20 protein-coding genes are annotated in these 19,319 nt (G+C 65.4%); 15 read left to right on the plus strand and 5 right to left on the minus strand.

Annotation, left to right across the window (positions count from 1 at the left end):
* The first annotated feature begins 47 nt into the window (after positions 1 to 47).
* On the plus strand, positions 48 to 602 hold the full coding sequence (gene rsmD / locus SCD90_RS14605; RefSeq protein ID WP_319845441.1) for a 16S rRNA (guanine(966)-N(2))-methyltransferase RsmD: 555 nt from the start codon (positions 48 to 50) through the stop codon (positions 600 to 602).
* A gap of 16 nt (positions 603 to 618) precedes the next feature.
* Here rsmD and SCD90_RS14610 read toward each other — a convergent pair whose 3' ends face one another.
* Positions 619 to 1,155, minus strand: coding sequence for an invasion associated locus B family protein (locus tag SCD90_RS14610; RefSeq protein ID WP_319845442.1), 537 nt, complete (start codon positions 1,153 to 1,155; stop codon positions 619 to 621).
* Positions 1,156 to 1,418: 263 nt separating this feature from the next.
* Here SCD90_RS14610 and coxB point away from each other — a divergent pair, with 263 nt between their 5' ends.
* From coxB to SCD90_RS14665, 11 genes are all read left to right on the plus strand, one after another.
* Positions 1,419 to 2,354, plus strand: coding sequence for a cytochrome c oxidase subunit II (coxB, locus tag SCD90_RS14615; RefSeq protein ID WP_425265702.1), 936 nt, complete (start codon positions 1,419 to 1,421; stop codon positions 2,352 to 2,354).
* Between the two features lie 21 nt (positions 2,355 to 2,375).
* On the plus strand, positions 2,376 to 3,983 hold the full coding sequence (ctaD, locus tag SCD90_RS14620; RefSeq protein WP_319845443.1) for a cytochrome c oxidase subunit I: 1,608 nt from the start codon (positions 2,376 to 2,378) through the stop codon (positions 3,981 to 3,983).
* Between the two features lie 78 nt (positions 3,984 to 4,061).
* Positions 4,062 to 4,997, plus strand: a complete 936-nt coding sequence (locus SCD90_RS14625) for a heme o synthase (protein WP_319845444.1) — start codon at positions 4,062 to 4,064, stop codon at positions 4,995 to 4,997.
* On the plus strand, positions 4,997 to 5,158 hold the full coding sequence (locus tag SCD90_RS14630) for a hypothetical protein (RefSeq protein WP_319845445.1): 162 nt from the start codon (positions 4,997 to 4,999) through the stop codon (positions 5,156 to 5,158). Before SCD90_RS14625 ends, SCD90_RS14630 begins: the two co-directional genes overlap by 1 nt.
* A gap of 1 nt (position 5,159) precedes the next feature.
* Positions 5,160 to 5,756: a cytochrome c oxidase assembly protein gene (locus SCD90_RS14635; RefSeq protein ID WP_319845446.1), complete on the plus strand. Its 597-nt coding sequence runs from the start codon at positions 5,160 to 5,162 to the stop codon at positions 5,754 to 5,756.
* 51 nt (positions 5,757 to 5,807) lie between these two features.
* Positions 5,808 to 6,647: a cytochrome c oxidase subunit 3 gene (locus SCD90_RS14640; RefSeq protein WP_319845447.1), complete on the plus strand. Its 840-nt coding sequence runs from the start codon at positions 5,808 to 5,810 to the stop codon at positions 6,645 to 6,647.
* 60 nt (positions 6,648 to 6,707) lie between these two features.
* Entirely contained in the window at positions 6,708 to 7,466 is a 759-nt protein-coding gene (locus tag SCD90_RS14645) for an SURF1 family protein (protein WP_319845448.1), read from the plus strand.
* Between the two features lie 61 nt (positions 7,467 to 7,527).
* Entirely contained in the window at positions 7,528 to 8,946 is a 1,419-nt protein-coding gene (gene thrC, locus SCD90_RS14650) for a threonine synthase (protein ID WP_319845449.1), read from the plus strand.
* Positions 8,943 to 10,217, plus strand: a complete 1,275-nt coding sequence (locus SCD90_RS14655; RefSeq protein WP_319845450.1) for a M16 family metallopeptidase — start codon at positions 8,943 to 8,945, stop codon at positions 10,215 to 10,217. The genes thrC and SCD90_RS14655 overlap by 4 nt, the downstream gene beginning before the upstream one ends.
* Before the next feature lie 8 nt (positions 10,218 to 10,225).
* A complete protein-coding gene (locus tag SCD90_RS14660; RefSeq protein ID WP_319845451.1) occupies positions 10,226 to 10,813 on the plus strand; it encodes a GNAT family N-acetyltransferase in 588 nt (195 codons plus the stop codon).
* A gap of 123 nt (positions 10,814 to 10,936) precedes the next feature.
* A complete protein-coding gene (locus tag SCD90_RS14665; RefSeq protein WP_319845533.1) occupies positions 10,937 to 13,837 on the plus strand; it encodes a sensor domain-containing phosphodiesterase in 2,901 nt (966 codons plus the stop codon).
* A 37-nt stretch (positions 13,838 to 13,874) separates the two neighbouring features.
* Here the strand turns inward: SCD90_RS14665 and SCD90_RS14670 are convergent, their stop codons facing one another.
* Positions 13,875 to 14,486 carry a YqgE/AlgH family protein gene (locus SCD90_RS14670; RefSeq protein WP_319845452.1) on the minus strand — a complete coding sequence of 204 codons (612 nt, stop codon included), beginning with the start codon at positions 14,484 to 14,486 and terminating at the stop codon, positions 13,875 to 13,877.
* Between the two features lie 148 nt (positions 14,487 to 14,634).
* On the opposite strand from SCD90_RS14670, the gene SCD90_RS14675 reads away from it, so the two are divergent.
* Together SCD90_RS14675 and SCD90_RS14680 are read left to right on the plus strand one after the other, a co-directional pair.
* On the plus strand, positions 14,635 to 15,435 hold the full coding sequence (locus SCD90_RS14675; protein ID WP_319845453.1) for a protein-disulfide reductase DsbD domain-containing protein: 801 nt from the start codon (positions 14,635 to 14,637) through the stop codon (positions 15,433 to 15,435).
* A 58-nt stretch (positions 15,436 to 15,493) separates the two neighbouring features.
* Positions 15,494 to 15,979: a peroxiredoxin gene (locus SCD90_RS14680; protein WP_319845454.1), complete on the plus strand. Its 486-nt coding sequence runs from the start codon at positions 15,494 to 15,496 to the stop codon at positions 15,977 to 15,979.
* A 34-nt stretch (positions 15,980 to 16,013) separates the two neighbouring features.
* Here SCD90_RS14680 and rnhA read toward each other — a convergent pair whose 3' ends face one another.
* From rnhA to ispH, 3 genes are all read right to left on the minus strand, one after another.
* Complete coding sequence (rnhA, locus tag SCD90_RS14685) at positions 16,014 to 16,466, minus strand: ribonuclease HI (RefSeq protein ID WP_319845455.1); 453 nt, start codon at positions 16,464 to 16,466, stop codon at positions 16,014 to 16,016.
* Positions 16,463 to 17,428, minus strand: coding sequence for a homoserine kinase (locus SCD90_RS14690; RefSeq protein ID WP_319845456.1), 966 nt, complete (start codon positions 17,426 to 17,428; stop codon positions 16,463 to 16,465). The genes rnhA and SCD90_RS14690 overlap by 4 nt, the downstream gene beginning before the upstream one ends.
* Positions 17,429 to 17,561: 133 nt before the next feature.
* The gene (gene ispH, locus SCD90_RS14695) at positions 17,562 to 18,524 is read right to left on the minus strand and encodes a 4-hydroxy-3-methylbut-2-enyl diphosphate reductase (RefSeq protein ID WP_319845457.1); all 963 of its coding nucleotides are present in this window, start codon (positions 18,522 to 18,524) and stop codon (positions 17,562 to 17,564) included.
* Positions 18,525 to 18,638: 114 nt separating this feature from the next.
* On the opposite strand from ispH, the gene SCD90_RS14700 reads away from it, so the two are divergent.
* Positions 18,639 to 19,241, plus strand: a complete 603-nt coding sequence (locus SCD90_RS14700) for a hypothetical protein (RefSeq protein ID WP_319845458.1) — start codon at positions 18,639 to 18,641, stop codon at positions 19,239 to 19,241.
* Positions 19,242 to 19,319 lie beyond the last annotated feature (78 nt).

Consider the following 19,319-nt stretch of genomic DNA (forward strand, 5'->3'; position numbering starts at 1 on the left):
GCCCGCCCGCTGGTGGACGCCCGCCGCGCTCCAGGGGCTGACCCGCAATGCGCGTGGTTGCCGGCCGGTTGCGCGGCCGCGCGCTGCTGACGCCGAAGACGCAGGCGATCCGTCCGACATCGGACCGGCTGCGCGAGGCGCTCTTCAACGTGTTGTCCCATGCCTATGACGATCCGGTGCACGGTGCCCGGGTGCTGGACCTGTTCGCGGGGACAGGCGCGCTCGGCATAGAGGCGCTGTCGCGCGGGGCGGCCTATGTGCAGTTCGTGGATGAAGGCGTGGAAGCGCGCGGTCTTCTTCGCGGCAATGTCGAGGCCATGGGCATCGCCGGCGTGTCGCGCATCTTCCGGCGCGATGCCACGAAGCTTGGGCCGGCGCATCCGAACCTGCCGTTCCAGCTGGTCTTCGCAGACCCGCCCTATGGCAAGGGGCTCGGCGAGAGAGCCTTGGCCTCTGCGCGGGAAGGTGGCTGGCTCGCGCCGTCGGCGCTCGTGGTCCTGGAGGAAGCGACCGAGGCGGAGATCGTCTTGCCGGCCGGTTTCGATGAACTCGAGACCCGCACCTATGGCGAATCAAGGCTCATCTTCCTGCGGGCGGCCTGACCTTGGTGCGCCAGACCTATTTCAGCGTGTCGTAGCCGGGGCCGAAACCATTCAGCGAGACCGGCACGCCTATCCCTTCTTCCGGGGTCTGGAAGATAATGAACACGGCCGTCGTGCCGGTCCGCAGCTTGCCGATCAAGGCATCGTCCAGTACCACCTCGGCCACGCACCCGTCGGGCAGGCAGCGGACGAAGCCGGCGCGGCCGATCTCGGCATCGTCGATCCGCAGGCCGAGCCCTGCGGGCAGCAGCACGCCGAGAGGGGCGAGCACACGCAGCAGGCGGCTTTTGTTGTCCGCCGTCTTCAGCACGATGATGGAGAGCCCCACATTCGGGCGGTCCTCGGCCGTCACGCTCTGTACGAGGGCGCACTGCTCCGCCTGCGCACCCGGCGGCGTGTCGCAGCGCAGCTGCCAGTCGCCATGCGAAGCCCGAACCGTACCCTGCGCCACGACCGGTGTTGCCGCGAGCGACGCGGCGAGACCGCCGGCCAGCGCCAGTCGGACGAACCCGTTCCACAGCGGGCGGGCAGGAAGGGACAGCTTGGACAGCATCGAGGATCCAGTCGTGGGGAAGGGGTCTGCGTTGCGGGAATTTGGCCTAACACGCACTCGTGACGAGTCAAGGCCGGCAGCTAGGGTGTGGCAGCACCGTGGCGGGCTCGTGGCGATTGTTTCGCGCCCTTATGCCGCATACACTGGAACTAGCCCAAAGTTGCGGCTTCTCCGCCTTTGTGTTTGAACGGCAGCCTCCACCTTCGGCAGCCGTCCGGACGGTGGGTATCATAGATTTCGCCTCTGAGAGGTGCGTTCCGGACATGAATTCTGGCTTCGCCTCGCGTTTCACCGCAGCAATGCTGGTGACGCTCGCCGCATCCCCGGCTCTTGCCGGCACGGGACAACCCTCCCCCTGGCAGATAAACATGCAGGGCGCGGTGACGCCCATTGCCGAGCAGATGCACGGCTTCAACGACTTCATCAACGCGATCATGGTGGTGGTCGTGCTGTTCGTGCTGGCGCTGCTCATCGTGTGCGCCGTCCGGTTCAACGAGAAGAGCAATCCCACTCCCTCGCGTACCACGCACAACACCCTCATCGAGGTGGTGTGGACCGTCGCCCCGGTGCTGATCCTCGTGATCATCGCGGTGCCGTCGTTCCGCCTGCTGTTCGCGCAGTACGACATGCCCGTCGCGGACCTGACCATCAAGGCCACCGGGAAGCAGTGGTACTGGACCTATGACTATCAGGTCGCCGGCACGCCAGAGGGCGCGCAGGCCGCCACGGGCCAGCCCGCGGATGCGGCCCAGGCCGCGGTCGCCAAGGCGACGGAGCCGGAGGCCGGCGGCGTCGATTTCGCGTTCGATTCGGTGATGGTCGCGGAAAAGGACCTCAAGGAGGGCCAGCCCCGCCTTCTGGCCGTCGATAACGAGGTCGTGGTGCCCGTGGGCAAGGTGGTGCGCGTGCAGGTCACCGCCGCCGACGTCATCCACTCCTTCGCGGTGCCGTCCTTCGGCATCAAGGTCGACGGCGTCCCCGGGCGACTGAACGAGACCTGGTTCCGCGCCGATCGCGAAGGCGTCTATTACGGTCAGTGCTCGGAACTGTGCGGCCGCGACCATGCCTTCATGCCGATCACGGTGCGGGTTGTGAACGACGCCGAGTACCAGGCGTGGCTGGGAACGGCTCGCCAGAAATTTGCGATGAACCCGATGCCTCAGACGGTCGCCGCCGCGACCCTGACGGCCAGCCGCTGACCGGGCGGAGAGGAAACGATCATGGCGAACAGCACGGCTGTCGGTCACGAGCATGAGGCGCACGGTGCCCCGACCGGATGGCGCCGTTGGGTCTACTCGACCAACAACAAGGACATCGGGATCATGTACCTCATCTTCGCGATCTTCGCGGGGATGGTGGGTGGCCTTCTCTCGGTCGGCATCCGTGCCGAGCTGCAGAGCCCGGGCATGCAGATCTTCGGCGACCCCCACATGTTCAACGTCTTCGTGGCGGCGCATGCGCTGATCATGATCTTCTTCATGGTGATGCCGGCCCTCATGGGCGGCTTCGCCAACTATTTCGTGCCGCTGATGATCGGCGCGCCGGACACGGCGTTCCCGCGCATCAACAACATCGCCTTCTGGCTGCTGATCCCGTCCTTCATCCTGCTCGTGATGTCCATGTTCGTGCCCGGCCCCGCCGGCGCCAACGGAGCGGGCACGGGTTGGACGATCTACCCGCCGCTCTCGACCTCCGGCCATCCCGGTCCGGCGATGGATTTCGCGATCCTGTCGCTGCACATCGCGGGTGCGTCCTCGATCCTGGGCGCGATTAACCTGATCACGACCATCTTCAACATGCGCGCTCCCGGCATGACGCTGCACAAGATGCCGCTCTTCGCCTGGGCCGTGCTCGTGACCTCGTTCCTGCTGCTGCTCTCGCTTCCGGTTCTCGCCGGCGCGATCACCATGCTCCTGACGGACCGCAATTTCGGCACCACCTTCTTCGCCCCCGTCGGCGGCGGTGACCCGATCCTGTTCCAGCACCTGTTCTGGTTCTTCGGGCATCCCGAGGTGTACATCCTGATCCTGCCGGCCTTCGGCATCATCAGCCACATCATCGCAACCTTCTCGCGCAAGCCCGTCTTCGGCTATCTCGGCATGGCCTATGCCATGGTCGCGATCGGCGTGGTCGGCTTCGTGGTGTGGGCGCATCACATGTTCGTCTCGGGCATCTCTGTCCGTACGCAGGCCTATTTCGTGTTCGCGACGATGGTCATCGCGGTGCCGACGGGCGTGAAGATCTTCTCCTGGATCGCGACGATGTGGGGTGGATCGATTTCGTTCCGCACGCCGATGTACTGGGCGATGGGCTTCATCTTCCTGTTCACGGTTGGCGGCGTCACGGGCGTCGTGCTCTCGAACGCGGGCATCGACCGCTACCTTCACGACACCTATTACGTGGTGGCCCATTTCCACTACGTGTTGTCGCTCGGCGCCGTGTTCGCCATCTTCGCGGGCTGGTACTACTGGTTCCCGAAGATGTTCGGCTACATGTACTCCGAGAAGATCGCCAAGCTGCACTTCTGGATGACCTTCGTAGGCGTCAACCTGGTCTTCTTCCCGCAGCACTTCCTGGGCCTCGCCGGCATGCCGCGTCGCTATGCGGATTATCCGGATGCCTTCGCGGGCTGGAACTTCGTCTCGTCGATCGGCTCCTACATTTCGGGCTTCGCCACCCTGGTCTTCCTGTACGGCGTCTTCCATGCATTCGCCCGCAAGGTGCCTGCCGGTGACAATCCGTGGGGCGAGGGTGCTACGACCCTGGAGTGGACGCTGACGTCGCCTCCGCCGTTCCACCCCTACGAGACCCTTCCGCAAATCCGCTGATAAGATGGCGGTGCGACCCGAACGGCCGGAGCGGTGCTCCGGCCTGACGGCTTAAAAAGAGTGATGGACCCGAGAGTAATGAGCGTAACCACCGAATCCACGCACATCGCGGATGCAGGCTTGCCCCAGCCCAGCACAGCGGAAGTGCGCGACTTCGTGGCCCTGCTGAAGCCGCGGGTGATGTCGCTCGTCATCTTCACGGCTCTCGTGGGGATGGTGCTGGCGCCGCAGAGCATCCATCCGGTGCTGGCCGCGATTTCCCTGCTCTGCATCGCTGTCGGCGCAGGCGCGGCAGGTGCGCTGAATATGTGGTGGGACGCCGACATCGATGCCGTGATGTCGCGCACCCGCTCCCGTCCGGTTCCGGCCGGGCGTATGCAGGCCGGCGAGGCCCTGGTCTTCGGCAGCGTTCTCGCGGCCTTCTCCGTCGTGATCCTTTATCTCGTGGCGAACTGGCAGGCCGCAGCGCTGCTGGCTTTCACCATCTTCTTCTATGTCGTGGTCTACACGATGTGGCTGAAGCGCTGGACGGTGCAGAACATCGTAATCGGTGGGGCCGCCGGGGCCTTTCCGCCCATGGTGGGTTGGGCGGCCGCGACGGGCAGCGTAAGCTTCGAGAGCATCGTCCTCTTCCTGATCATCTTCTTCTGGACGCCCCCCCATTTCTGGGCGCTCGCGCTGCTGAAGTCCGGCGATTATGCCAAGGCCGGCGTCCCGATGCTGCCGGTCGTCTCCGGAGAGGACGAGACGCGCCGTCAGATCCTGCTGTACTCGCTGGTCCTCGTGCCGACCGGCGTGCTTCCGTTCGTCATGGGCTTCGGAGGTATCGCCTACGGCATCGCGTCCGTGGCTCTCGGCGGTTACTTCCTGCTGCTGGCATGGCGCGTGTTCAGCCGCCGTTCGGCTGAGGATGCAGCGCCAGCGGCACGCAAGCTGTTCCTGTTCTCGATCTTCTATCTGTTTGCGCTGTTCGCTGTGCTCCTGCTGGAAGCATGCATTGCGAGGCTGCTGTGATGCGGCCGGAGGACAAGGGTCTCGTCCTCACGGAGGAGCAGGTGCGGCGCCGTCGGCAGCGCAACATCGCGGTGGCGCTGTCGCTTCTGGCCCTGATCGTGCTGTTCTACGTCATCACAATCTTCAAGCTTGGCGGCGCCGTCGCCCAGCGCGGGCTCTGAGATGACCCTTGATCCGGCAACGCTGACCGACAAGGACGTGCTGGCGCGACGGCATCGCCGCACCGCCGTGTTCTGCGGCGCGTTCGTGGCATCAATGGTTGGCGCGGCCTATGCCGCCGTGCCGCTCTACGATCTGTTCTGCCGCACCACGGGGTTTGGTGGCACCACGCAAGTGGCATCCAGCGCGCCGGCGAAGACCGGCACCCGCACGGTGAATGTGCGGTTCGACGGCAATGTCGCTCCGGGCCTGAACTGGGAGTTCAGGCCACTGGAGCGGCAGATGACAGTTCGCGTCGGCGAAACCAATCTTGCCTTCTTCGAGGCCAGCAACCTGTCGTCCAGCGAAAGCTGGGGTACGGCCACCTACAACGTGTCGCCGAACCAGACTGGGGCCTATTTCAACAAGATCCACTGCTTCTGCTTCGACGAGCAGCGGCTCGCGGCCGGCGAGCGCATCGAGATGCCGGTGCAGTTCTTCGTCGATCCGGATTTTGCCAAGGACGACGAGATGAAGGGTGTGAACACGATCACCCTGTCCTACACCTTCTTTGCGACCAAGCCGCCGGCCAAGCAGGCCGGGCTTCAGCCGCGTGACTAAAGGCCGACTTCAGAGCGGCCGTGCCGCCCAAGGGATGTGACGGAGAGGGACATGGCGCAGGCCCATATCAAACACCACGAATATCACATCGTACCGCCGAGCCCATGGCCGGTGCTTGCCTCGATCGCGGTCTTCGTCCTCGCGATCGGCGCGATCTACGCGATGCACGGCGGCACCGCATGGATGCTGGCGCCTGGCCTCCTGGCCACGCTCTACGTCATGGCCATGTGGTGGCGGGACGTGCGCAACGAGGCCGAGGCCGGCGAGCACACCCGGGTCGTGCAGATCCATCACCGCTACGGCATGATGCTGTTCATCGCCTCCGAGGTGATGTTCTTCGTGGCCTGGTTCTGGGCCTATTTCGACCCGGCGCTTTATCCCAACGAGATCCACCAGTTCCAGCGCGCCGACGTGCTGGGCGGCGTGTGGCCCCCGCAGGGCATCGCCACCTTCGATCCGTGGCACCTGCCGCTGCTAAACACGCTGATCCTTCTGACGTCCGGCACGACGGTCACCTGGGCTCATCACGCCATCGTCGAGGGTGATCGCAAGGGTGCGAAGCAGGCGTTGTGGATCACCGTCGGGCTCGGCTTCCTTTTCAGCCTTCTGCAGGCTTACGAGTACAGCCACGCTGCGTTCGGTTTCTCCGGCAACATCTACGGCGCCGCCTTCTTCATGGCGACGGGCTTCCACGGCTTCCACGTCATCGTGGGCACCATCTTCCTGGCCGTGTGCCTGTTCCGTCTCTATCAGGGCGACTTCACGCCAAAGCAGCATTTCGGCTTCGAGGCCGCTGCCTGGTACTGGCACTTCGTCGACGTGGTGTGGCTGTTCCTGTTCGTCTCCATCTACGTATGGGGCTATGGCGGCCCGGTTGCTGGCGCCCACTGACGATGTTCAGACGCTCCGGAGGCCAAGCTGCGTCCGGAGCCGTAATCTCGGGGTGAGCTCTTGAGCGAAGTCGGGAGCGGCCGGCCCGGCCGCCCGGCGGTCCGCACCATTCTGGCGGTCGCCCTGGGGCTGATCGGTCTGGCCATCCTGCTGGGGCTGGGAACCTGGCAGGTGCAGCGCCTGCACTGGAAAGAGGGCATCATGGCCCGCGCGGCCGACCGCGTGGCGCAGCCTGCTGTTCCGGCGGGAGCGGTTCTCGCCCAGCAGCCGATCGAGTTCGATGCCTGGGAGTACCGGCCTGTTTCGGCGCGGGGCACGTTTCGTCATGACCTCGAAAGCCGCGTCTACACCCTGCTGGGTGAGCCGCGCGGCCCGCTGGAGGGGCCGGGCTACTGGATCCTGACGCCGCTCGAGCGGGTGGGGGGCGGTTTCATCATCGTCAACCGCGGCTTCGTGCCGCTCGACAGGGCAGGGCCGGAGTTCAGGCCTGAGGCTCAGGTGCAGGGCGATCTCACGGTGCAGGGCCTGCTTCGTGCGCCCGAAGCTCGCAACCCGTTCACCCCGGACGACAAGCCGCAGCAGCGGCTGTTCTACGCCCGCGATGCCGGTGCCATCGGCGCAGGGCTCGGGCTGGACGCTGTCGCGCCTTTCACGCTCGATGCGCGCGAGAGCGGGCCAGCCGGTCTGCCGCAAGGAGGCGAGACACGCCTGACCTTCACCAACCGGCATATGGAATATGCACTTACCTGGTACGGCCTTGCAGCCTCGCTTGCCGCTGTCATGGTGGCGGCGTTCTGGCGGCGCAGGCGGGCGATCTGAGCACCTTCTTGCCGCAGCACCGGGCAGCGCCTAGATTGCGCACCCATTTCCTGGATGCACGATGACCTTTACCTACGTCTCGACACGGGGCCAGGCGCCGGCCCTTGGCTTCTCCGACGTGCTGCTCACCGGCCTTGCACGCGATGGCGGGCTGTACGTTCCAAGCGAGTGGCCCGTGCTCGACGCCGAGACCATCGCCGGCTTTGCAGGCCGCTCCTATGCCGACGTGGCGGAAGAGGTGATTGCGCCCTTCACCGGAGATGCGTTTGCGCCCGGCGAATTGCGCGCCATGGTGGACGAGGCCTATGCGACCTTCAGGCATCCGGCGGTCGCGCCCCTCGTGCAGACGGGCACGAACGGGTTCATCCTCGAGCTGTTTCACGGGCCCACGCTCGCCTTCAAGGACGTGGCCATGCAGCTTCTTGCCCGCATGATGGATCATGCGCTCGCCAAACGCGGCGAGAGGGCGACCATCGTGGCGGCCACGTCGGGAGACACAGGCGGCGCCGCGATCGAGGCGTTCCGCTCCAGCGAGCGCGTGGATGTGGTGGTGCTGTTTCCGCATGGCCGCGTCAGCGACGTCCAGCGGCGGCAGATGACGACGGTGGACGCGCCGAACGTGCACGCCGTGGCCGTGGAGGGGAACTTCGACGATTGCCAGGCCCATGTGAAGGCTCTGTTCAACGACCACCGATTCCGCGACGGCATGAAACTCGCGGCGGTGAATTCGATCAACTGGGCCCGCATCGTCGCTCAGGTCGTCTACTACTTCACGGCGGCCGTTGCCTTGGGCGCTCCGCATCGCCCCGTTTCGTTCGTCGTGCCGACTGGCAATTTCGGTGACGTGTTCGCCGGCTGGGTTGCGAAGCGGATGGGGCTGCCGATCGAGCGCCTCATCGTAGCGACCAACAGCAATGACATCCTTGCCCGCACCATCGAGACGGGCCGCTACGAGGTGCAGGGCGTGCACCCGACCTCGTCGCCCAGCATGGACATTCAGGTCTCCTCGAACTTCGAACGCCTGCTGTTCGAAGCCGAGGGTCGGGATGCGGACGCCGTGAGGCGTCACATGGATTCGCTGCGCCAGTCCGGGGCCTTCACGCTCTCGGGACCGGTTCTGGCCACGATACGTGGTGAGTTCGATGCCGGCTGCACCGACGAGGAGGCCACCGCCCGCACGCTGCGGGAAACCTTGGCGGATGCCGGCTACCTTGCCGATCCGCACACCGCAGTGGCCTTGGCGCAGGCGGGCCGCGCGTCATCCGACCCGCAGGTGCCGATCGTGGTCCTGGCGACCGCGCATCCCGCGAAATTCCCCGATGCGGTCGTTGCGGCAACGGGGCGCCATCCGCCATTGCCACAGCATCTGGCGCATCTCCTGAGCGGACAAGAGCGCATGACCGTGGTGCCGAACGATGTCGAGGCTATCAAGTCCTTCATCCAGCAGCATTCGCGCGCCAGCGGAGAGGTGTTCGCATGAGCGTGGAGGTCACGGTTCTCTCGAATGGCCTTACGGTTGCGACCGACCGCATGGAGCATGTCGGGACGGCTTCGGTCAGCGTGACGTTCGGCGCCGGCTCGCGCAGCGAGGCGGAGAGCGAGCATGGACTGGCGCATCTTCTTGAGCACATGGCCTTCAAGGGAACCACGCGTCGCACGGCGCTCCGGATTGCCGAAGAGATCGAGGAGGTCGGTGGAGACCTGAACGCGGCGACTGGCGTCGAGCAGACCAGCTACGATGCGCGCGTGCTGGCCGGAGACGTGCCGCTGGCGCTGGACATCCTGTCCGACATCCTGACCTCGCCGCTATTTCCCGAGGATGAGCTGGAGCGCGAGAAGGGCGTGATCCTTCAGGAGATCGGCGCGGTGGAGGATACGCCCGACGATCTTGTCTACGATCTGGCGCAGAGTGCCGCCTTCGCCGGGCAGGCGATCGGGCGCCCTATCCTCGGCACGCCGGAATCCGTCGGGTCGCTGGACCGCGCGGCCATATCCGGCTTCCTCGGGCGTCATTATCAGGCCGGTCGGGCGATCGTGGCTGCGGCCGGCGATGTCCGTCACTCGGACGTGGTAGCGCTGGCGCAGGACCATCTTGGCGGTCTCGCCAATGGCGGCGGCGAAGGCACGTCGCAGGCTCGCTGGTCGGGCGGCGAAATGCGCGATGTCCGCGATCTCGAGCAGGCCCACATCGTGATGGCCTTTCCCGGTCTTGCCCTGAGCCACGACGACACCATCGCGCTGCAGGTCTATGCGAACCTTCTGGGCGGGGGCATGTCGTCGCGCCTGTTCCAGGAAGTTCGGGAGAAGCGTGGCCTCGTCTACACGATCCAGGCGTTCCACTGGTCCTTCGCGGACACCGGCATGCTGGGCGTGTATGCGGGAACCGGCGAGGACGACATCCGTGAGCTCATGCCTGTGATGATGGATGAAATGGCGGACGCGGCGCACACCGCCAGCGAACGCGAGATTGCCCGGGCGAAGGCGCAGATGCGCATGAGCCTCGAACTGGCCCGCGAGCAGCCGGTTGCCCGCGCCGAACGCCTGTCACGCCAGATCCTGACCTTGGGGCGCGTGGTCACTGCCGAGGAAATACTGGCCCGCCTTGAGGCTGTGACGGTCGAAGATGTCAGGCGGGCTGCTCTCGCTTCCTTGTCCGGCCCTCCCGCTCTGGCTGCTATCGGGCCGGTGCGGCCCCTGCCGCAGCTCGATCGTCTCACGGGCCGGTTGGGCGCGCGGCCGGCAGCAGCGTGAGGCAGAGGGTGTTTCTGCCCACGCGCTCCTTCGATGAGCCGGAGATCGTGGTCGAAGGCACCGGCGGCATCCGGCTGCGAACACCTTTGCTTGCGCAATACGAAGAATGGGCCGCATTGCGCGAGGGCTCCCGCTCCTTCCTGCAGAAGTGGGAGCCGAGCTGGCCGGTCGATGACCTCGGGCGTGCATCCTACCAGCGGCGCTTGCGCCGCTATGCCGGGGACCGTCGTTTCGGCCAGTCCTACACCTTCTTCCTCTGTTCCTCGGACGACGATCGCCTGCTTGGCGGACTGACCCTCTCCAACATACGGCGCGGTGTCGCCCAGAGCTGCACGCTCGGCTACTGGATGGGAGAGGCCTTCGCCGGCAAGGGCTATATGACCGCTGGCGTGCGCGCGCTGTTTCCCTTCGTCTATCAGCAGCTGACGCTTCGCCGCATCGAAGCGGCCTGCCTGCCGATAAACGAACCGTCCATCCGCCTGCTGGAAAAGACTGGCTTCCAGCGCGAGGGTTATGCACGCCAATATCTGTGCATCAATGGACGATGGGAGGATCACCTTCTTTTCGCCCATCTCAGGGGTGATGGGTTCGCCTGATTTCGTACTGGCGACGGTTGCGGCGCTTCAATGCCCGGTCTAGGCATTGATGAGCTGTGCTGCGCCGTGGAGGAATGAGTATTGCGTCTCGTTCGGGCTGCGATCAGTGCCTTGCTCGTGCTCATGGCGATGGTGGCGATCAGCCATCCTGCCCTGGCTCTGGAGCCCATCATCGTTCAGCCTGACCGTGCGGCCCTGGACCTCACCCGGGTGGTCGAGCGCTTTTCAAGCGACACCGACCGCGTCCAGGTGACGACCGCGCCCGGCGCCGACGGCATCGTGCGCCGCATCGAGGTGCGGGCTCATCGTCCGGGACCGGTGAACTGGGCGGTGTTCGCGCTGACCAACCAGTCGGACGAGCAGATCGACCGCCTGATCGTCGCTCCCCATTACCGGCTCGCGGGCTCGGGCCTGATCTGGCCGGACCTCGGATCCCAGCGCGTGGCGGACGTCACCGCGAGCCAAGGCTTCCGGCCCGACCGGGAGGAGGCGAACGACACCGATCTCTTCCTCGTGACGCTCGACCCGGGAGCCACCGTCACCTTCGTGGCGGAGCTTGCCTCGCCAAACCTGCCGCTGCTGCATCTCTGGGATCCGGATGCCTACAAGGACAGCGTCAACGACCTGACGCTCTACAAAGGCATCATCCTCGGCATTGCCGGGCTTCTGGCCATGATCCTGACGATCGTCTTCGTGGTGAAGGGCTCCGCCATGTTCCCTGCCGCGGGCGCGCTGGCATGGGCGGTGCTGGCGTTTCTCGCCATCGATTTCGGCTTCTGGCACAAGATCTTCGGGCTCGGGCCGGGCGAGGACCACGTCTACCGCGCCGGCGCGGAGGCAGCGCTCGCCGGGACGCTCATCGTGTTCCTGCTCGCTTATCTCAACCTCAACCGATGGCATGCGCGCTTCACCCATATCTCGGGTGTCTGGCTGGCCGGGCTTGTCGCGCTGGTCGGCATCGCACTTGTGGATGCACCCGTCGCTGCCGGCATTGCGCGCATCTCGTTGCTGCTCGTGGCGGTGCTCGGCTTCGGTGTCGTCGTCTGGCTTGCCTTGCACCATTTCGACCGCGCGGTGATGCTTATCCCCACCTGGCTGCTGCTGGTCATCTGGTCGGCAGCCGCGGGCCTGACGGTTTCCGGCGTACTGGTGAACGATCTCGTGGCACCGGCGCTGATCGGCGGGCTGGTGCTGATCGTGCTGCTGATAGCCCTGACGGTCATGCAATATGCGTTCGCGGGAGCGGGGCTTGCACATGGCCTGGGCACCGTGGACCTCGAGCGCCGGGCGCTTGCGATCACCGGTTCCGGCGACATTGTCTGGGATTGGGACGTGTCTGCCGACAAGATACATGTGGGGCAGGAGTTCGAGCACCTGCTGGGCCTGAAGAAGGGCGATCTGCACGGTCCGGCCGCTGGCTGGCTGGACGTGCTGCATCCGTCCGACCGCGATCGCTTTCGCATGGCGCTGGACATGATCGTGACGGAACGGCGCGGCCGTGTGTCCGAGCAGTTCCGCTTCCGTGCGCAGGACGGTCATTTCGTATGGATGCTGCTGCGCATCCGGCCCGTCATCGCGCCGCATGGCGAGGTGACACGCTGCGTCGGCACCTTGATCGACATGACCGAGACGCGTGCCGCCGAGGAGCGGCTTCTCGTCAATGCCGTGCAGGACAGCCTCACCGGCTTGCCGAACCGGCAGCTGTTCCTTGATCGCGTCGGCTCGGCGCTGGGTTTCGCCGCGCAGGACGAACGCTTGCGCCCAAGCGTGATCGTGATCGATCTCGATCAGTTCCGCACCCTCAACGAGCAGGTCGGCATCACGGTCGGCGATACCCTGATCCTCACGCTCGTGCGCCGCATGACCCGCAACCTGAAGAACCTGGACGTGCTGGCACGTCTCGGCGGCGACAGGTTCGGCATATTGCTGATGTCGGAGGCGGAAGGCGCACGCATCACCGCCTTCGCCGAGGGGCTGCGCAAGACGCTCTCATCGCCGGTGGCCTTCTCCGGGCGCGAGATCGTCATGACCGGCTCCATAGGGCTCGCAATGGCGTATCCGATGGCTGAGATCGAGCCCGAGGACCTGCTCAAGGATGCCGAAGTGGCCATGTTCCAGGCCAAGAGGGCCGGGGGCGACCGCATCGAGATCTATCGTCCGGGCATGCGCACCGCGCGCACGGACCGCTCGATGATGGAGAGCGAGCTGAGGCGCGCGCTCGAGCGTGAGGAACTGCGGGTGCTCTACCAGCCCATCGTGCGGCTGGAAGACCGGACCATCGTCGGCTTCGAGGCGGTGCTGCGTTGGGAGCATCTGCGTTACCGAAGCCGCCCGCGCGCCGAGTTCCTGGCCATTGCCGAGGAAACCGGGCTGATGGTGGACTTCAGCCTGTTCGCGATGGACCGGGCGTCACGCCAGCTCGGGCAGTGGCAGAGACGCGTGCCGGTCGATCCGCCGCTCTTCGTCACCGTCGCGCTGCCGGCCACGCAGTTCGAGCGTCAGGACCTGATCCAGGACATGAAGACGGTGCTGTCGCGCGCCATCGTGGTGCGCGGATCGCTGAAGCTGGAGCTTACTGAAAGCGCCGTGCTGCAGAACCCGGAGCGTGCCGCTTATATGCTGGAGCGTCTGCGTGAACTCGGCGTCGGCCTGGCGCTCGATAATTTCGGCACCGGTCATGCCAGCCTGGCCTATCTCCAGCGCTTTGCCTTCGACGCCGTGAAGATGGACCGGAGCTTCCTGCGCCAGCAAAGCAAGACGCACAGGACCGCCGTGCTGCGCTCGATGATCGCGCTTGGTCGCGAGCTTGGACTGGATGTGATCGCGGAAGGTGCGGAAACCGATTCCGATGCCGTCGAGCTTTACCAGATGGGCTGCCAGTATGCCGAAGGTGCGGCTTTCGGCGATCCGATGACGGTGGAGGCGGTGGAAAAGCTGCTCGGGATTGAGCCCGACAGGTCGTCGCCGATCTCCAGCGCGCGACGGGCCGTCATGGGCGCTCTCCGCACCAACTCACCAGCGTGATGCAGAAAGGGGCGCCCCTGATGCGTATCCGGTGATCTCAGGCGTGTCCGGCGCTGGTAGAGAGCATCGCGGGATCTACCCCGATCTTGCGCAGAGCCATGTCGTACTTGGCCTCCACCGGGGCGTCGAAGATCAGCCCCTTGTCGGCGGGGCAGTTCAGCCAGCCATTCGCCTGAATCTCGACCTCGAGCTGGCCCGGAGCCCAGCCGGCATATCCAAGCGCCAGAACCGCCGATTGAGGCCCTCCGCCTTCGGCGATGGCCTTCAGGATGTCCAGCGTGGCCGTCAGGGAGATCCCGTTGTCGATGGGCAGCGTCGAGTTCTCGATGAAGAAGTCCGCGCTGTGCAGCACGAAACCGCGTCCGCTTTCGACCGGACCGCCGCGAAGGACCGACATCTGCTCGGCCAGCGCGGGCAGGCGGATGTTCTCGTCGTCTGGGATGATGTTCAACTGAACCAGCAGTTCCGGGAGGTGGATGTTCGCCGCCGGCTGGTTGACGATGATGCCCATCGCGCCTTCTTGCGAGTGGGCACACAGATAGATCACCGTTCGCGCAAAGCGCTCGTCCGCCATGCCGGGCATGGCGACGATCAGTTGCCCGTCCAGATAACCCGTGCCCGATCCTGTCTTCACTGCGGAAACGTTCATACCCGGAAGTGTAGGCACGCGCCCCGTGGATTGAAAGATGCTGCTCCCGCCCATGCCTGCACACTCACGCTCTTTTCACTGGCCAGCCGGCTGTCGCGGGCCTAGCGAGAACGCCATGCGAACCCCCGGTCTCAAGCTAATGGCTTTCATGGCCACCCTGTTCCTTGGGTACGCTCCGTTAGCGCAGGCGGACGAGGGCTGGGTACGGGAAGGCGCCGTGAGGATGCGCATCCTGCCGGGCGGAGGAGATGGCGACGGCCTCAAGGCCGGTCTCGAGATCGCGCTCGACCCGGGCTGGAAGACCTATTGGGTCTCGCCCGGCCCGCTCGGTCTGGCCCCGCGGCTGGATTGGAGCGGATCGACCAATCTCGCAAACGTGGACGTGCTTTGGCCTGCCCCGCAAAGGTTCAGCGATGGCGATGCACAATCAGCGGGCTATGTCGGGCAGGTCATCCTGCCGCTCAAGATCCGGGCTGAAGACCCGGTGAAACCGGTGGACTTGGCCCTCAAGCTCGATGCTGGAATCTGCAGCACGCAATGTGTCCCGATCCAGATTCGACTGTCTTTGTCGCTCATGCCGGGACAGGGCGCCGACGCGCTTGCGCTCGCCCGGCTCGACGGGTTTCGGGCCCGGGTGCCTGCACCGTCCGCGCTTGGCTCCAGTGCCCTGTTGGCGATCATTTCAGCCGTTCGTGCAGCGCCGGAAACAGCCGAGGTGACGGTGCGAGCGCCTGCGGACACACAGAACGTGGATCTCTTTGTCGAAGGAGGTGACGAGGTGCTGGTCGGACTTCCCGTGCCGATGGGCGCCGGCGACGACGGCACCCATGTTTTCCGGCTGAAACTGCGCCGCAATGCACCGGCCGCGGAGGTCCGCCTCGTCGCTGTGGCAGGCGGAAAGGCAATTGCGGTGCCGCTTGCCCTCGACGGGAACCCTGCCACACCATAGATGGGACGGGACGCGGCACACGCTGCGACGCCATCACCATCACCAAAGCGAGAGCCACATGACCATTCAGATCGGCGACAAGATCCCCGAGGCAACCTTCACCGTGATGGGCCCGGACGGACCGGCCAAGAAGACCACGGCCGACGTGTTCGGCACGGGCAAGGTCGTGCTGTTCGCAGTCCCGGGCGCTTTCACCCCCACCTGCCACAAGAACCACATGCCGAGCTACATCGAGAAGTTCGACGAGCTGAAGGCGAAGGGCGTGGACAAGGTCGTCGTGACCAGCGTCAACGACGTGTTCGTACAGGACGCATGGATGAAGGCCTCCGGTGCCGAGGGCAAGGTCGAGGCCATCGCAGACGGCTCTGGCGACTTCGCCAAGGCGCTCGGCCTCGACATCGATCTTGGCGCCGCTGGCCTTGGCGTGCGCTCCAAGCGCTATGCCATGATCGTGGAGAACGGCGTCGTGAAGTGGTTCGACGTCGAGGACGCGCCGCCGAAGGCCGACAAGACCAAGGCCGAGCACGTTCTGGCACAGCTCTGATTTAAAGGCGGGCGCCCATGCGGCGCCCGTTTTTTCAGGCGCGCTTTGCCGGCTTGAACGGTTTCATGCCCTCGCGGGCAAGCTCGTCGGCACGCTCGTTGTTCTCGTTGCCGGCATGTCCCTTGACCCAGAGCCATGCGATGTCGTGCACCGTCATCAGGCGGTCGAGTTCTTCCCAGAGATCCTGGTTCTTCACGGGCTTGCGGTCGGCCGTTTTCCAGCCGTTCTTTTTCCAGCCCTTGATCCAGCCCATCACGCCGCCGCGCAGATACTGGCTGTCCGTATGAAGATCGACGGCGCTCGGGCGCTTCAGGGCCTCGAGCGCACTGATCGCAGCCTTGAGCTCCATGCGGTTGTTGGTGGTCAGGGCTTCGCCGCCGGCAAGCTCCTTGCGCACCTCGCCGAGTTCCAGCACCGCGCCCCAGCCGCCGGGGCCGGGATTGCCGGAGCAGGCGCCGTCCGTCCAGATCTGGATACGTTCGGTCATCGGCTCCATCCGTAATCGGCGGTGTTGCTGACGCCCCGGTGGAATTCCAGCTTGCGGCTGTATTCCCGAGGGTCCTTGGGCTGCACGAGCGCGCCTTCCGGCACGGAGAGCCAGTCCACCAACCGTGTGAGAAGAAAACGAAGTGCCGCGCCACGGCACAGCACCGGCAGCGCCGCGATCTCGTCGGCTTCGAGCGGCCGTGCGCGGTCATAGGCCGAGATCAGGGCCTGGCCGCGCTCGGCGTCGTAGCGGTGCTCCGCATCGAAGCACCACGCGTTGATGCAGATGGCGAGGTCGTAGGCCAGCATGTCCGTGCAGGCGAAATAGAAGTCGATGATGCCGGGCGTGCGGCCGCTCAGGAACAGCACATTGTCCGGGAAGAGATCGGCGTGGATAACACCGCGCGGCAGACTGTCTGGCCAGGTGCCTCGAAGGTCATCGAGGGTAGTGCTGATCAAGGCTGAGAGGCCGGCCTCCACGCTGTCCGCGCGCGTTCCCGCCTGTGCGGCAAGGCTGTCCCATCCCGAAAAGCTCAAGGCGTTGGGACGCGGCACGGGAAAGTCCCGCGCTGCCACATGCAGCCGCGCGAGCGCCTCACCAGCCTCGGCGCAATGCTCCGCATCCAGACGGCTGCCGGACATGCCATCGAGAAAGGTCACGATGGCGGCAGGCCTCCCGCACAGCATGCCGAGCGCCTCGCCCGTGCGGTCCCGCACGGGAAGCGGGCAGCGGATGCCGTTACGCGCACAGTGCTCCATCAGGCCGAGGAAGAAGGGCAGGTCGCCCCGGTCCACGCGCTTCTCGTAGAGCGTCAGGATGAACGGGCCGGTTTCGGTGCGGAGCAGGAAATTGGAATTCTCGACGCCTTCCGCGATGCCCTTACAGGCCAGCGCCTGACCGATGTCATAGCCGGCGAGGAAGTGGGCGAGGTCGTCCTCGGGCACACTGGTGTAGACGGCCATCGTGGTCGCACATCGGATCGTATGAGGATAGGACCCAACCGGGCCCGCGCACCCGCTGTTAGACGCTGGGATGATGTGCGTCAAACCGTACAAAAAGGCGCGGTGACTTCCGCGCCCGCCGACGGGATGTGCGCTAGGCGGCTGCGCCGCGAAGCGGGCGGGGCAGGGGGAAGAACATGTTTTCTTCCACGGTCGCCACCGTCTCGACCTCGACCTCGAAACGCTCCGCGAAGGCGTCGATGATCTGCTCGACCAGGATCTCCGGTGCGGAGGCGCCAGCCGAGACACCTATGGTGCGGATGTTCTCGAGGTTCGACCAGTCGAGCTGGTCCTTGCTGTCGACAAGCTGCGAATAGGGGCAGCCCATCCGCTCGGCCACTTCGCGAAGGCGCTGCGAGTTGGACGAGTTCGGAGACCCGACGGTGATGAAGGCATCGCACAGATGCGCAATGGACTTCACGGCTTCCTGGCGGTTCGTCGTGGCGTAGCAGATGTCTTCCTTGTGAGGGCCGACGATCATAGGGAATCGGCGCTTCAGCGCCTCCACGATCTCGGATGTCTCCTCGACGGAAAGAGTGGTCTGCGTGACGAAGGCAAGCGCGGACGGATCGTTCGGCACGAAGGCTTCCACGTCCTCGACAGTCTGGACGAGGCGCACCGCGCCGTCCGGCAGCTGGCCGATCGTGCCCACGACCTCGGGATGGCCGGCATGGCCGACGAGGACGATCTCGCGACCGCGCTTGTGATGGATCTCGGCCTCGCGGTGGACCTTGGTCACCAGCGGGCAGGTGGCGTCCAGAACCGTGAAGTTGCGGCGCTGTGCCTCGGCAGGGATGGTCTTCGCCACGCCATGCGCGGAGAAGATGACCGGGGCGTCGCCGTCCGGCACTTCGTCCAGCTCTTCCACGAACACCGCGCCCTTACGGCGCAGGCTCTCGACCACGTATTTGTTGTGGACGATCTCGTGGCGCACATAGACGGGCGCTCCGAACAGCTTCAATGCGTGCTCGACAACGTCGATGGCCCGGACGACGCCGGCGCAGAAACCGCGCGGCGCGCACAGAAGTACCTTCAGGGGGGGCTTTTGTGGCGTCATGACAGGACGGGAAATGGGGCGTTCCCACCGCTCTTGTCAAGCCACGCCCTCGACAGGCTATAAGGACGCCCCGGAACGGGACTGCCGCGATGGCGGGACAGGGAGGATCTGGGCATGATGATTGGTGCTGGCGCTGTGTCTTCGCGAGCGGTGCAATTTGGCATCCTGGCCATCTCGGGTCTGCTCGTAGCCGGCTGCTCCAGCCCATCGAGCGATACCGGCGGCGGAAGCCGTCTTGGTAACCTGCTCGCGTTCAACACCTCGACGCCAAAGGAAGTCGTAGTGGGGCAGGCGGCGGTCTACTGCCCGCCGGTGTCCGTGCAGCCCGGCACGGCCGCCTTCACGCTCTACGAGCGCGGCCAGGAGGGCAACATCATGGCCGTCACCAATCAGGCGAATTTCGGCGAGTTGGCCCGCGAATGCGCCGATGTCGGCGGGCAGAACGCCATCCGGGTGGGCATTTCGGGCCGCCTGATCCAGGGGCCGAAGGGGACGGTCGGAAACACCGTGCCGATCCCGGTCCGCTTCGTCGTGCTCGACCCCGACGACAAGCCCGTCGCCACACGCGTCACCCGCCTGCAGACCGCGATCCCGCCCGGCCAATCGGGCGTCAGCTTCACGCATGTGGAGGAATTCGGCGGTCTTCCCGGTGGGCCGCAGGGCATGCGCGGCTACAGCGTGCGCGTGGGGTTCGAGACCGCAGCCAGCAGCCGCTGAGCTGCTAAGGTTCCATTAACCGTAAAGCTTAGCCTCCGCTTAAGGTTGATAGATCAAATTGTCGGCGTCAGGTCACGC

Origin of the sequence: Terrihabitans rhizophilus (genome assembly GCF_033898525.1) — a bacterium.
Classification (GTDB): Bacteria; Pseudomonadota; Alphaproteobacteria; order Rhizobiales; family Methylopilaceae; genus Flaviflagellibacter; species Flaviflagellibacter rhizophilus.

Coding starts and splice junctions, on each gene's coding strand:
- rsmD (WP_319845441.1), top strand. CDS start 48: ATGCGCGTGGTTGCCGGCCGGTTGCGCGGCCGCGCGCTGCTGACGCCG.
- SCD90_RS14610 (WP_319845442.1), bottom strand. CDS start 1,155: ATGCTGTCCAAGCTGTCCCTTCCTGCCCGCCCGCTGTGGAACGGGTTC.
- coxB (WP_425265702.1), top strand. CDS start 1,419: ATGAATTCTGGCTTCGCCTCGCGTTTCACCGCAGCAATGCTGGTGACG.
- ctaD (WP_319845443.1), top strand. CDS start 2,376: ATGGCGAACAGCACGGCTGTCGGTCACGAGCATGAGGCGCACGGTGCC.
- SCD90_RS14625 (WP_319845444.1), top strand. CDS start 4,062: ATGAGCGTAACCACCGAATCCACGCACATCGCGGATGCAGGCTTGCCC.
- SCD90_RS14630 (WP_319845445.1), top strand. CDS start 4,997: ATGCGGCCGGAGGACAAGGGTCTCGTCCTCACGGAGGAGCAGGTGCGG.
- SCD90_RS14635 (WP_319845446.1), top strand. CDS start 5,160: ATGACCCTTGATCCGGCAACGCTGACCGACAAGGACGTGCTGGCGCGA.
- SCD90_RS14640 (WP_319845447.1), top strand. CDS start 5,808: ATGGCGCAGGCCCATATCAAACACCACGAATATCACATCGTACCGCCG.
- thrC (WP_319845449.1), top strand. CDS start 7,528: ATGACCTTTACCTACGTCTCGACACGGGGCCAGGCGCCGGCCCTTGGC.
- SCD90_RS14655 (WP_319845450.1), top strand. CDS start 8,943: ATGAGCGTGGAGGTCACGGTTCTCTCGAATGGCCTTACGGTTGCGACC.
- SCD90_RS14665 (WP_319845533.1), top strand. CDS start 10,937: ATGGCGATGGTGGCGATCAGCCATCCTGCCCTGGCTCTGGAGCCCATC.
- SCD90_RS14670 (WP_319845452.1), bottom strand. CDS start 14,486: ATGAACGTTTCCGCAGTGAAGACAGGATCGGGCACGGGTTATCTGGAC.
- SCD90_RS14675 (WP_319845453.1), top strand. CDS start 14,635: ATGGCCACCCTGTTCCTTGGGTACGCTCCGTTAGCGCAGGCGGACGAG.
- SCD90_RS14680 (WP_319845454.1), top strand. CDS start 15,494: ATGACCATTCAGATCGGCGACAAGATCCCCGAGGCAACCTTCACCGTG.
- rnhA (WP_319845455.1), bottom strand. CDS start 16,466: ATGACCGAACGTATCCAGATCTGGACGGACGGCGCCTGCTCCGGCAAT.
- SCD90_RS14690 (WP_319845456.1), bottom strand. CDS start 17,428: ATGGCCGTCTACACCAGTGTGCCCGAGGACGACCTCGCCCACTTCCTC.
- ispH (WP_319845457.1), bottom strand. CDS start 18,524: ATGACGCCACAAAAGCCCCCCCTGAAGGTACTTCTGTGCGCGCCGCGC.
- SCD90_RS14700 (WP_319845458.1), top strand. CDS start 18,639: ATGATGATTGGTGCTGGCGCTGTGTCTTCGCGAGCGGTGCAATTTGGC.